Below are 12,167 nucleotides of genomic sequence, written 5' to 3' on the forward strand. Positions count from 1 at the left end.
GCCCCGGCCGGCACTCTGCAACCGGTGGTTCTCGGTCGGCGGTTGCGGTGTTCAGAGGGTCGGAGTAGGCATGCGGGCGGGCGGGCGGGCGGTTACGTGCCCTCCGCCCCAGCCCCAGCCCCAGCCCGCGCCGAGGTCCACGGGCCCCCACGCCCCGTCCCGTGTCGCCGTAAGCTCCAGAATGTGACGAAGATCCCCCTGCGCCGCTTCACGGCACGTGCCCTCCCCTTCGACGAGCAGGACCGGGTGCTCCTGCTGTACGGGTTCGACCCGGACCGCCCCGACCAACCGTTCTGGTTCACGGTCGGCGGGGCCATGGAGGACGGCGAGACGGCGGCCGAGGCGGCGGCGCGGGAGTTGTTCGAGGAGGTCGGGATGCGGGCGGACGCCGGCGACCTCCGCGGCCCGTACGGCACCATCACCATCACCTTCGACTGGGGCGGGTACACCATCACCCAGGACCAGACCTTCTACGCGTTCCGGGTGGCCGAGGCGGCGTCCGCCGTGTCGTTCGAGCACATGGAGCAGGTCGAGAAGGACACCACGACCGCCTACCGGTGGTGGAGCGTGGCGGAGCTGGAGAGCACCGAGGAGAAGTACTTCCCGGAGGACCTGGCGGACATCGTACGAAAAATCATTGCGGCCGGAGAACTCGGGTAGCGCCGGCGATCAGCGCGGTGGCGAGGATCCAGCCGGCGACGATCAGCGTGTACGCCAGCCACTGCGTCCACCCCATCGGGTCGAACGCCTCGCGCTGCCCGAAGGCGGGCAGCGGCAGGAGCAGGTCGAAGGCGTACGCGAACGCGTTGAGATGCGGGCTCTCGTCAGGTTTGAGTGGCCGGGGCGGCTGTACGGCGAAGACGGCCGTGCCGATCGCCAGCAGCAGCGTGAACCACATGCCGGCCAGCCAGGGCCGGTAGCCGTAGCCGACGGCGGCGTCGAGCAGCCGGCCCCAGATCCGGCCGCCGGGGCCCTGGGTCCGCCGGCGGGCGCGGAGCTTGGCGAGTTGGGCGCGGCGGGCGAGCGCGTCGTTGCCGTCCTTGAGGTACCAGGCGGCGAGCTGCTCGTACGGCTGGGGCCGGAAGCCCTCGGGGTCCCTGGTGACCCATTCGATCCTGCGCGCGACGCCGGAGCCGCGCAGGCGTTCGTAGGTGAGGCCGTTGAGGCGGAGCTTGGCAGGCCAGGTGTCGGGGTCGTCGTGCAGGGTGCCGATCTTGCTGTGCGCGAGGGTGACGACGCCGTCCACGGGCGCGGCGGGCATGAGGGACGCCTCGCGGATCTCCAGGTGGCTCAGGTGGAGGGCGTAGCGGGTGTCGGGGCTGGTCACGGTGCCGCGCAGGGCGAAGCGGCCGTTGATGCGGGCGCCGCGGAGGCGTACGCAGCCTTCTGCCCGGAATCCGTCGGTCAGGAGCATCACGTCCTCGACCACGACGTTGTCGGCGGTCAGGGCGTCCTTGCCCGGGTTGCGGAGGGTCGAGCCCTCCATGAAGCAGCCGCCGTTGAGGCGGGCGCCCACCAGGCTGATGCCGCCCGTGAAGTCGGAGTTGCGGAAGAACAGGCCGGAGTCGACGACGGCGGCGTTCGCGTAGAAGGCCCATTCGCCGTCGTCGCTGACGACCTTGGTGCCGGAGGCCCACAGGCCGCTCTCGAAGACGCCCCTGGTCACGCGTACGGTGCCGGTGATGTTCGAGCCGGACAGGCTGAGGTGGCCCGCGACGCGCAGGCCGCTGCCGCCGAGGCCGGGGAAGGTGCAGTCGGTCAGCCGGATGGTGCGGGTGGTGCTGCCCATGAGCTGGAGCGGCTGGTCCAGGTGACAGCCGCTCAGGACCAGTTCGTACGGGATCGTCCCGCCGAGCAGCGCGAGCTGGCCGGTGATGCGGGCCCCGCGCAGCCGGACCGCGGGGACCGCGCCGGCGCCCACCTCCCGGGCGCCGAGCAGCAGGGACGCGATGACCTTGGCCCGGATCGTCCGCTCGGGGCCCCAGGTGCCGCCGTCCTTGGGCGCGTTGCCACCGGGGGGCGTGCCGGACCTGCTCGGCGTCACCGGGCCGAGGTCGACGATCTCACCGGTCGGGAACGCGTTCCACAGGCGCCGTTCGGCCCTGGTTAATCGCGGCGGACGTCCCGTCATCGCCGGTATCCGGCCATGCGCTCCAACCGCGCGACACGCTCCGACGTGGGCGGATGCGTGGAGAACAGGCGGCCGATGCCGGAGCCGGCGAACGGGTTGGCGATCATCAGGTGGGAGGCGGAGGTCAGGCGGCTGTTCTCGGGGAGCGGCAGGCGGCGGGCGCCCAGCTCGATCTTGCGGAGGGCCGAGGCGAGGGCGAGCGGGTCGCCGGTGAGGCGGGCGCCCGATTCGTCCGCCTGGAACTCGCGGGTGCGGCTGATCGCCATCTGCACCATTCCGGCCGCGACCGGGCCGAGCACCATCATGAGCAGCGCGCCGAGGAAACCGGGGCCCTCGTCGTCGTCGGAGCCGCCGAAGAAGACCGCGATATAGCTGAGCCAAGTGATCATGGTGGCCAGCGCGCCGGCCACGGACGAGAGCAGGATGTCGCGGTTGTACACGTGCGACAGCTCGTGCCCGATCACGCCGCGCAGCTCGGACTCGTCGAGGAGCTGCGTCAGCCCGTACGTGACGCAGACCGCCGCCTGCCGCGGGCTGCGGCCGGTCGCGAACGCGTTGGGCTGCACCGTCGGCGAGATGTACAGCCGCGGCATCGGCTGCCGGGCCTGCGTGCTCAGCTCGCGGACGATCCGGTAAAGGGTGGGGTGCTCGACCTCGCTGACGGGCCTGGCCCGCATGGCCGACAGCGCGATCCGGTCGGAGAAGAAGTAGGCGACGCCGTTGCCCACGAGGGCGAGAACGAACGCGATCTGGACACCGACGCCACCACCCAACCACGCGCCCACCAGCAGGATCAGCGCAGACATGCCGCCCAGCAGGACGGCTGTGCGCAGACCGTTGTGGTGCAAGGCTCCCCCTTCGTGCTCTGGGTTCACCCCCTCCAACGAAGACGACCCGGCTCTTCGTTCCCCGGCGTGCTCAGCCGAGGGCGGAGCGCGAACCCGCGCGCGTCACAACCCGGCGAGGTCGAGGACGAGCTGCGGGGCGAGCGAGAACACGATCGCGACCCCCACCGCCAGGCCCGCCGCGGGCCAGAGCGCGGGAGCGGCGGCCGGGGTGATGGGACGCGGGGCCGGGGTGAACAGGCGCGCGGCCCACACCGCGTAGTAGTAGAGCCCGATCACCGTGTTGACCGCCATGACCAGCGCCAGCCAGCCGAGCCCGCCCTCCACGATCGCCCGGAACACGAACACCTTGGCGAACAGCCCCGCGAGGCCCGGCGGCAGCCCCGCCAGGCAGACCAGGCAGAACGCGAGCGCGAGGCCCGCCGCCGGGCTGCGGAAGGCGAGGCCGCGGTAGTCGTCGAGCTCGTTGCGTACGGCGGTCCTGGCGACCAGCAGGACGACGGCGAACGCGCCGAGGTTCATGGCCGCGTAGATGACGAGGTAGGCGACGGACGCGCCGACGGCCTCCCGCGCCCCGACGGCCCCGGTGACGGCGAGCGGGGCCAGGACGTAGCCGGACTGGGCGACGGAGGACCAGGCCAGCAGGCGTACGGCGGAGCGCTGGCGCAGGGCCAGCAGGTTGCCCGCCGTCATGGTCAGCGCCGAGAGGATCGCCACGACGGGACCCCAGGTGCCGGCCTGCCCGGGGAGCGCCGTGGCGAGGACCAGGATGAGCCCGGCGAACCCGGACGCCTTCGACACGACCGACAACAACGCGGCCACCGGGACCGGCGCGCCCTGGTAGACGTCGGCCGCCCAGGCGTGGAACGGCACCGCGGCGATCTTGAAGCCGAACCCGGCGACGACGAGCACGACCCCGACCGTGACGACCGGCGTGCCGGCCACGGCCTGGGTCTGCGCGGCCAGGCCGGACAGGTGGACGGTGCCCGTCATCCCGTACAGAAGGGACACGCCGAACAGCATGACGGCCGTGGACACCACGGACACCACGAACAGCTTCACGGCGGCTTCGGAGGCACGCCCGTCGTAGCGTTTCAGCGCGGTGAGGGCGAAGACCGGCAGCGAGACGAGTTCGAGGGCGACCACGAGCATGACCAGGTCGCGGGAGGCGGGCAGGGTCACCGCGCCCACGAGGGTGCACAGCAGGAGGAAGTGCCACTCCCCTGCCGGGATGCCGCCGCCGGCCAGCTCGGTCATCGACATCAGCACGATCACCACGGCGGAGGCCAGCACGAGGCCCGCGAGGACCAGCGTGAAGCCGTCCACGACGTACGAGCACGGCGCCGAGCCGCCCGTCCCGGCCAGGGCGGGCGGGACGCAGAACGTGCCGAGGGTCCGGGCCGCCGTCGCCTGCGCGACGACGAAGCCCAGGGACACCAGCACGCCGGCCAGCGTGACCAGGCCCAGCGCGGCCCGCGTGCGGGGGCGGTGCGGCAGGAACGCGTCCAGCAGGAGCACCAGGGCGGCCGTCACGGCGAGCGCGAGCGGCGGCGCAATCGCGAAGTAGTCGATCTGCTGGCTCATGGCAGGGCTCCCAGCAGGGTGTGGACGGCCGGGGTGGTGAGGGAGAGCAGGAGCCCCGGCCAGAGTCCGAACAGCAGGATCAGGGCCACGAGCGGGGTCCAGGCGAGCAGCTCGTACGGCCGGACGTCACGGTGCTCGGCGAGGAGCGGCGGCGGCCGGCCGTGGGTGACGCGGGAGAGCATGACCAGGAAGTACGCGGCCGTCAGCACCGCGCCCAGCCCGCCGATCACCATGTACGTCAGGAACAGCCCGCGCGGCAGCCCGTCCGCCGGCTGGAACGCGCCGAGCAGCGCCAGCATCTCCCCCCAGAACCCGGCGAGGCCCGGCAGCCCGAGCGAGGCGATCGCGGCGAACGTCAGCACCGAGCCCAGGCGCGGCAGCGTGGCCAGCAGGCCGCCGCCGAGCGCCGTCATGTCGGCCGTGTGGTAGCGGTCCTTGATCGCGCCGGCCAGGAAGAACAGCAGGCCGGTGATCAGGCCGTGGGCGACGTTCGCGAAGAGTGCGCCGTTGATGCCGGTGGGCGTGAGGGTGGCGAAGCCCAGCAGGACGAAGCCCATGTGACCGACCGAGGAGTAGGCGATCATGCGTTTGAGGTCGCGCTGGGCCAGGCAGGCGAGCGCGCCGTACACGATGCCGACCACGGCGAACGCGCCCAGCCACGGCGCGACGGCCAGCGCGCCTTCGGGCAGGACGGGGATGGCGATCCTGGCGAAGCCGTACGTGCCCATCTTGAGCAGCACGCCGGCCAGCAGCACCGAGCCCGTCGTCGGCGCCTCGGTGTGCGCGTCGGGCAGCCAGGTGTGCAGCGGCCACATGGGGGTCTTGACGGCCAGGCCGATGCCGATCGCCACGAACGCGATGATCTGCACCGATCTGGCCATCCCACTGCCGTGGGCCGCGGCCAGCGCCTCGATGTCGAGCGTGCCGGTCTGCGCCCAGACCAGCAGCAGGCCGAGCAGCATCACGACCGAGCCGAGCAGGGTGTAGAGGATGAACTTGATCGACGCGGCCCGCCGGCCCTCGCCGCCCCAGATGCCGATCAGGAAGTACATCGGGACGAGCACGATCTCGAAGAAGACGAAGAAGAGCAGCAGGTCGAGGGCGAGGAAGGTGCCGATCATGCCGACTTCGAGCACCAGCAGCGTGAACACCAGCGCACGCGGCCGGGCGCGCTGGAACTCGCCGGCGCGGGCGCGCCCCCAGGACAGGTAGCCGAAGCACAGGAACGTCAGCAGCGCCGTCAGCGCGACCAGCGGCAGCGAGACCCCGTCGATTCCCAGGTGAAGGCGGAGACCGAGGCCGGGGATCCACGGCACGTCCAGCTCGAACTGCGGGCTCGCCGGCCGCCCGTAGTCGAACGCCGCCACCAGCAGCGCGGCCAGCGCCAGCGTCACACCCGACAGGACCAGCCCGTACGCGCGCAGCACCGGCCGCAGGACGTGCGGGAGCACGACGAGGCCGAGCGCCCCGAGCAGCGGCACGGCCAGCAGCGCGACCGGCAGCCAGCCCATCTCGGTCACGTGAACACCACCGCCCCCACCGCGATCAGCAGGACACCCGCGAGCAGGCCGCTCACGTAGAGCTGGACGTTGCCGTTCTGGGCCAGGCGCAGCACGCCCGCGAGGCCGCGCGCGGTCCGGCCGGAGCCGCGCACCGCGCCGTCCACGACCGTGTCGTCCGTCCGCACCACCAGCCTGGCGAGGGCCAGGACCGGGCGGACGAACAGCGCGGCGTAGCCCCGGTCGACGTAGAACGCCTGCTCGCAGGGCGTACGGAGCGGGCCGAGCAGGCGGGCCGGGTCGGCGAGCGGGTCCATGCGCCAGAACGCGTAGACCGCGCCCGCGCCGAGCAGCGCGAGCAGCACGCCGGCCGCGGCCACGCCGACGTCCACGTGCAGCCCGCCGGCCAGGCCCAGCAGGAGCGCGGGCACGGCGAGGAGGACGACGGGGACGAGCATCGTCCTCGGGGCCTCGGTGACGTCCACGACGTGGGCCGTGCCGGGCGGCGGCTCGGGCAACGGCACCGGCACCGCCCTGGCCTCGCCGAAGAACGTGCGCAGCCAGGCCCTGGTCGCGTACGCGCCGGTGACGGCGACCGTGGCGAGCGCGCACGCGTACAGCAGCAGGGCCGCGGCGTCGGTGAGCGTGCCGGTGGTCACGGCGTCGTCCATGGCGGCGAGTACCGCGTCCTTGCTGAAGAAGCCGCCGGCCGGCGGGATGCCCATGAGGGCGGCCAGGCCGATCGTCATCGTGGCGAACGTGATCGGCAGCTCGCGGCGCAGGCCGCCCATCCGGGTCATGAGGTTGGAGCCGACGTGGTGGATCACCACGCCCGCGCAGAGGAACAGCAGCGCCTTGAACGCGCCGTGCGTCAGGAGATGGAAGATCGCCGCCGTGTCGGAGCCCGCCGCGAGACCGCCCGCCATGTACGCGAGCTGGCTGATCGTGGAGTAGGCGAGGACGCGTTTCAGGTCGTCCTGGGCGAGGGCGGCGAGGGCCGCGCCCAGCATGCCGAGGGCGGCCAGCACCGCCAGCACGTCCATCGTCGGCGGTGCGGCGAGGAAGGCGGGGAAGAGCCTCGCCACGATGAAGATGCCGGCGGCGACCATGGTGGCGGCGTGGATGAGGGCGCTGATCGGCGTCGGTCCTGCCATCGCGTCGGGGAGCCAGGTGTGCAGCGGCACCTGGGCGCTCTTGCCGGCCACGCCGGCCAGCAGGAGCAGCGTGGCGGTCACGAGCGTCGCCTGGGACATCTCCGGCGCCTTCGCCAGGACGTCGGCGACGCGGAAACTGCCCGCGGCCGCGCCCAGCACGAAGATGCCGAACAGGAAGCCGACGTCGCCGAGCCGGGTCACGAGGAACGCCTTCACCGCGGCCCGCGAATTGCCCCTGTCCTCCCACCAGTGGCCGATGAGGAGGTAGGAGCAGAGGCCCATGATCTCCCAGCCGACGTACAGGACCAGGAGGTCGCCGGCGTAGACCACCAGGAGCATCGCGCTGGTGAACAGGCTGATGAACGCGCTGTAGGAGGGGTAGCGGGAGTCGTCGGCGAGGTAGCCGACCGAGTAGACCTGGACGGCCAGGGCCACGAGGGTGACCAGGACGCCGAGGAGCGCGGACAGGTTGTCGGCCTGGAGGACCAGCGAGATCGGGAGGCCGCCGGTGGTGATCGTGCCGTAGGTGTGACCGGTCGGCGCGCCCACACCCGAGGCGGTCAGGAACGCGAACCCTCGGTCCCAGGCGAGCCAGGCCGCCAGGACGGCGGAGACGGCGGTGGGGATGATCGCGATCCAGGCGGCCCGCGCGTTGGCCCGCCTGTCGGCCGCCCTCGCGCCGGCCTCCTGTGCGGCCTCCTCGGGGTCCGGCCATTCGTCGGAGGTCCAGGTGCCGGGTGAGTGCGGGTCGGGGGCTTCGTCCGCGAACCGCTCGTCGGCGGGCCCGCCCGCGGACGGCTCGTCGGCGGATCCGCTCGGGGACGGCTCGTCGGCGGATCCGCTCGCGGAACGCACGGACGGCGCGGGCCGCGTCGGCGGACGGCGATGCGGCCAGCGGCTGAGCAGCAGGCCCGCGAAGGCGGCGACGAAGGGCAGCTGAACGGCCCACAGCGGGAACGTCGTCACAGCGTGCCCCTCTCCCGCCTGACCGCCTGCCCGCCCCCGCTGCCCCCATCAGCCTGGGCTGCTCCTCCCGCCGCACCCCGAGAAGCGCCGACGTCGACCGGCTGCGGCGCCTCCCGGGCTGCGCCGGTGAGGTCGCCCGCCTCTGGGTCTTCTTGCTCCTGGCCGGCGACGGTCGCGGGCTCGGCCAGGGCGCGGAGGTGGTCGAGATCGACCGTACGGCGGTTGCGGTAGAGCGCGAGCACGATGGCCAGGCCCAGCCCGACCTCGGCCGCCGCGATGACGATGACGAAGAGGGTGAGAACCTGACCGCTGTGCAGGCGATCCGCCAGCCAGACGTCGAACGCGACCAGATTGAGGTTGACGGCGTTGAGCATCAGCTCGACCGACATGAGCACGAGGATCGTGTTGCGGCGAGCCAGCACGCCGTAGACACCGATCGAGAACAACAGCGCGGAGACGACCGCCGGATAGACGATGTGCACTATTGGCCCCCGCTCGTCTGGTCGGATGGGCGGTCAGGTGGTGCGGGGTCTCCTCTGGCAGGCGGATCGGCCCCGCCGGTGACCGGACCTGCCGGAGGCGCCGGGCCCGCCGGTGGCGATCCGCCCGGAATGTCCGTACGGGACAGGACGATCGCGCCGATCAGCGCGGCGAGCAGGAGGACGGACAGCGCCTCGAACGGGAGCACCCACGTGGCGAAGATGCTCGCACCCAGCTCCTTCGCCGCGCCCCCGCCGGGATCGAGCGGGGTGTACGCCGTACGGAAGCCGTCGATGACGACCGTGACCAGGATGGCCGCGGTGGCGAGCGCGACCACGGCGGCGACGACGCGGTTGCCGCTGTCGAGGTCGGCGGAGCGGCCGATCGGGGCGCGCGTGAGCATGATGCCGAACAGCAGCAGCACCACGATCGCGCCCACGTAGATCAGCACCTGCACCCAGGCCACGAACTCGGCCGTCAACACGAGATAGCAGCCCGCCAGGGCGCCGAAGCAGACCACGAGCCAGAGGGCGGCATGGACCAGTTGCCTGGTCGTGACAACGAGCAGCGCCGATCCGACCGCTACCGCGCCCAGCAGCAAGAAGACGATTTCTTGCCCTGTGGGTGACAGGTAGGAGGGCACCGCCTCGGTCACGACTCCTCCTCGGGCTCCTTCGGCTCGTCAGGGCCGAGCCCGCCGGGTGGTCGGATGGACCGAGGGTCGGCCATCCGACGCCGGCGAGGGCTCGGAGCAGCAGTCTGCTCCTGCGGATCGGGCTTCGATCGCGTCTCGCCCGAACCTGTGGACAACTCTTCATCGGTCGGGCCGCCTGTGGATGGCGACCCGCCGGTGGACTGGGACGCCCCCTGCGGCTCCTCGTCGTCGCCTTCGGTCCCGGTGCGGCGAGCGGGCGGGACGGCAGGCCGGGCCGGAGCCTCGGCAGACGGGCCTGAGGGCGGTGGGACGGCGGCCTCAGCGGCGGACTCGTCGTCGCCTCGGGCCGCGGAGGTGTCACCTGCGGGGCGGGCTGGGAGGGCGCCGGGCGGGCGGATGCCGCGCACGTTGGACATGGCGCGGCGGGGGCGTTGGGGCCTGCCCGGGGTGCCTGTCTCCGGCTCCTGGCCTTGACGGCCGGGCTCGGCGCCCGAAGCCGGAGCGGCCGTGGGGGGCTGGGCAGCGGTGGGCGGCTGCGGGCCTCCCACGCCTGCGGTGCCCGTGCCGCCGGTGCCCGCGTCCGCAGCGGTCGCACCAGCACCGGTCGTGCCCGTGCTGCCGGTGCTCGTGTCCCGGGGCTGGGGCGGGGCCGCGTCAGTACGGGGGCCGCCGGAGGAAGCTTCGGGAGTGGCGGCCGGCGGCGTTGCGGGTCCGGTAGCGGGCGTGCCGGTGGACGCGGGTTCCTGTGCCGTCTTCGTGTCGCGCGTTCCGCGTGCGGGGCGGTCGGCAGGGGTGCCCGGGGTCGTCCGGCCGGCGGGGCGGCGGGGGGCGGCCGTGAGTTCCTTCGGGGGTTCGGCGCCCGGGTCGTGGGGCGGCGGTGGCGGGACGGTCTGCGTCCAGCCGCTCAGCCGGTCCTTCTCGTGCAGGAGGTTGCGGATGTCGCCCTCGGCGTACTCGAACTCCGGGGACCAGAAGAGCGCGTCGAAGGGACAGACCTCAATGCAGATGCCGCAGTACATGCACAGCGCGAAGTCGATGGCGAACCGGTCGAGGACGTTGCGCTGGCGCGGGCGGCCGCCTTCGGGCGCCGGGACGGTCTCTTTGTGGGAGTCGATGTAGATGCACCAGTCCGGGCATTCCCGGGCGCACAGCATGCAAGAGGTGCAGTTCTCCTCAACCAGGGCGATAACGCCTCGGCTGCGGGGCGGCAGGGCGGGCTTGACCTCGGGGTATTGCTGCGTGACGGATTTGCGCAGCATGTGGCGAAGGGTGATGGACAGTCCCTTCACCAGTCCCACTCCCGGTATTCGCCCCATGTTCAACATCATGGCGCAAGTGGGCGCGCACGTGAATGAGCGGGGGTGTTGTCCCCAGGTTTTCCACAGCCATCCACAGAATGAGGGGTGGTTATCCACAAGCTGAGCGCATGCCCGGTATGAACCACGACGGGGCGATAGTCTTCCCGCCATGCAGCACAGCGAAGCAGTCCGTCCGAGCGGAGGGGCGTGGGCGGCCGCCGTCGTGTGGGCCTGCCTGCCTCTCCTCACGTGCGGGCTGGCGACCCCGTTCACCATCGGGTTCGCCGCGTACTGGCTGCGAAGTGCCCTCCAGGCCGTCGCCGCCTCGGTTTACCTCGTCTGCATCGGCTCCTTCGTGATCGGCGCGCTCTCGTACGACAACATCGACGACATCCCGCAGCCGCTCGACTTCCTGGTGTCGGTGGGGCTGGTCGCGGCGTGGTTCGGCGGCGTCGTCCATTCGGCGGTGCTGGTGCCGAGGATGGTCCGGGCGCGGCTGCGTCCGCCGATGTATCCGCCCCTGCACCAGCGTCCGACGCAGGTGTCTCCCATGGGCGGTCAGCGGCCCATGCCGGTCATGGGGGATCAGCGGCACGTTCCGGTGATGGGCGGCCAGCGCCCGACGCCGCCGCCCATGAACGTCCAGCAGCGCAGCACCGAGCCCAGCCACCAGCGCCGGCCCGGCGAGCCCGAGTGGATCGGGCACTACCGGGTTCTCAGGTCGCTCGGGCGCGGCGGGCAGGGATCGGTCTACCTCGCAGCGGCGCCCAACGGGACTCGGGTCGCCGTCAAGGTGCTGCACGACCTTGTGGACGAGACGGCGCGGGCCAGGTTCGCGCGTGAGGTGGAGGCGGCGCGGCGGGTGGCGACGTTCTCCACAGCCCGGGTCCTGGACGTCGACATCAGCGGACGATTCCCGTACATCGTGAGCGAGTTCGTGGACGGGCCGTCGCTGGAGCAACTGGTCAAGAAGCACGGGCCACGGGACGAGGACGGGCTGACGCGGCTGGCGTTATCCACAGCCGGTGCGCTGGCGGCCATCCACAAGGCGGGCGTCGTCCACAGGGACTTCAAGCCGAGCAACGTGCTCATCGGGCCGGACGGGCCACGGGTGATCGACTTCGGGATCGCGCGCGGGCTCGACCAGGTGACGCTGACGGCCGGGAAGATGGTGGGCACTCCGCCCTACATGTCACCGGAGCAGCTCACGGGCGAGGCCGTGGGGCCGGCCTCGGACGTCTTCAGCTGGGCGGTGACGATGATGTTCGCGGCCACGGGGCGGCCGGCGTTCGGGGAGGACACGGTGCCGGCGGTGTTCAACCGGGTGCTCACGGTCCACCCGGATCTGTCGCCGCTGCCGCCGGGGTTGCGGGGGATCGTGGGGTCGTGCCTCAACAAACGGCCGGACGAACGGCCGTCGGCCTCGGATGTGATGCTGGCCATCATCCACTGAGGCGGCCAGGGGGCCGGCCCAAGCTGGGGGCAGGGGTGACGGGGCCCGGGGCGGCCCGGCGTGACGGGCCAGAGACGGGGCTGGGGCGGGCCGGCGTGACGG

Annotated in this window: 10 protein-coding genes; 2 read left to right on the top strand and 8 right to left on the bottom strand. The window is 72.4% G+C overall.

Annotated elements, in window-relative coordinates; translation table 11 throughout:
* Positions 1 to 183: 183 nt before the first annotated feature.
* A complete protein-coding gene (locus ABD292_RS16690; RefSeq protein ID WP_344208162.1) occupies positions 184 to 660 on the top strand; it encodes an NUDIX hydrolase in 477 nt (158 codons plus the stop codon).
* On the opposite strand, the gene ABD292_RS16695 is transcribed toward ABD292_RS16690, so the two are convergent.
* From ABD292_RS16695 to ABD292_RS16730, 8 genes are all read right to left on the bottom strand, one after another.
* Positions 635 to 2,131: a hypothetical protein gene (locus ABD292_RS16695; RefSeq protein WP_344208164.1), complete on the bottom strand. Its 1,497-nt coding sequence runs from the start codon at positions 2,129 to 2,131 to the stop codon at positions 635 to 637. The genes ABD292_RS16690 and ABD292_RS16695 overlap by 26 nt on opposite strands.
* Positions 2,128 to 2,979, bottom strand: a complete 852-nt coding sequence (htpX, locus tag ABD292_RS16700) for a zinc metalloprotease HtpX (RefSeq protein WP_344208165.1) — start codon at positions 2,977 to 2,979, stop codon at positions 2,128 to 2,130. The genes ABD292_RS16695 and htpX overlap by 4 nt, the downstream gene beginning before the upstream one ends.
* Before the next feature lie 102 nt (positions 2,980 to 3,081).
* Positions 3,082 to 4,560, bottom strand: a complete 1,479-nt coding sequence (locus ABD292_RS16705; RefSeq protein ID WP_344208166.1) for an NADH-quinone oxidoreductase subunit N — start codon at positions 4,558 to 4,560, stop codon at positions 3,082 to 3,084.
* Positions 4,557 to 6,071: a complex I subunit 4 family protein gene (locus ABD292_RS16710; protein WP_344209074.1), complete on the bottom strand. Its 1,515-nt coding sequence runs from the start codon at positions 6,069 to 6,071 to the stop codon at positions 4,557 to 4,559. The genes ABD292_RS16705 and ABD292_RS16710 overlap by 4 nt, the downstream gene beginning before the upstream one ends.
* A 5-nt stretch (positions 6,072 to 6,076) precedes the next feature.
* The gene (locus tag ABD292_RS16715; protein ID WP_344208167.1) at positions 6,077 to 8,179 is read right to left on the bottom strand and encodes an NADH-quinone oxidoreductase subunit 5 family protein; all 2,103 of its coding nucleotides are present in this window, start codon (positions 8,177 to 8,179) and stop codon (positions 6,077 to 6,079) included.
* Positions 8,176 to 8,661, bottom strand: a complete 486-nt coding sequence (gene nuoK, locus ABD292_RS48980) for an NADH-quinone oxidoreductase subunit NuoK (protein ID WP_425565100.1) — start codon at positions 8,659 to 8,661, stop codon at positions 8,176 to 8,178. Before nuoK ends, ABD292_RS16715 begins: the two co-directional genes overlap by 4 nt.
* A complete protein-coding gene (locus ABD292_RS16725; protein ID WP_344208168.1) occupies positions 8,661 to 9,314 on the bottom strand; it encodes an NADH-quinone oxidoreductase subunit J family protein in 654 nt (217 codons plus the stop codon). Before ABD292_RS16725 ends, nuoK begins: the two co-directional genes overlap by 1 nt.
* On the bottom strand, positions 9,311 to 10,573 hold the full coding sequence (locus ABD292_RS16730) for a NuoI/complex I 23 kDa subunit family protein (protein ID WP_344208169.1): 1,263 nt from the start codon (positions 10,571 to 10,573) through the stop codon (positions 9,311 to 9,313). Before ABD292_RS16730 ends, ABD292_RS16725 begins: the two co-directional genes overlap by 4 nt.
* 208 nt (positions 10,574 to 10,781) lie before the next feature.
* Between ABD292_RS16730 and ABD292_RS16735 the strand changes: the two genes are divergently transcribed.
* Entirely contained in the window at positions 10,782 to 12,065 is a 1,284-nt protein-coding gene (locus ABD292_RS16735) for a serine/threonine-protein kinase (protein WP_344208170.1), read from the top strand.
* Positions 12,066 to 12,167 lie beyond the last annotated feature (102 nt).

This window comes from Nonomuraea bangladeshensis, assembly GCF_039529455.1.
GTDB lineage: Bacteria > Actinomycetota > Actinomycetes > Streptosporangiales > Streptosporangiaceae > Nonomuraea > Nonomuraea bangladeshensis.

What these genes read in the sequence shown, in the direction of transcription:
- ABD292_RS16695 (WP_344208164.1), bottom strand. Translation starts at nt 2,131, where the DNA reads ATGACGGGACGTCCGCCGCGATTAACCAGGGCCGAACGGCGCCTGTGG.
- ABD292_RS16705 (WP_344208166.1), bottom strand. Translation starts at nt 4,560, where the DNA reads ATGAGCCAGCAGATCGACTACTTCGCGATTGCGCCGCCGCTCGCGCTC.
- ABD292_RS16710 (WP_344209074.1), bottom strand. Translation starts at nt 6,071, where the DNA reads ATGGGCTGGCTGCCGGTCGCGCTGCTGGCCGTGCCGCTGCTCGGGGCG.
- ABD292_RS16730 (WP_344208169.1), bottom strand. Translation starts at nt 10,573, where the DNA reads ATGCTGCGCAAATCCGTCACGCAGCAATACCCCGAGGTCAAGCCCGCC.
- ABD292_RS16735 (WP_344208170.1), top strand. Translation starts at nt 10,782, where the DNA reads ATGCAGCACAGCGAAGCAGTCCGTCCGAGCGGAGGGGCGTGGGCGGCC.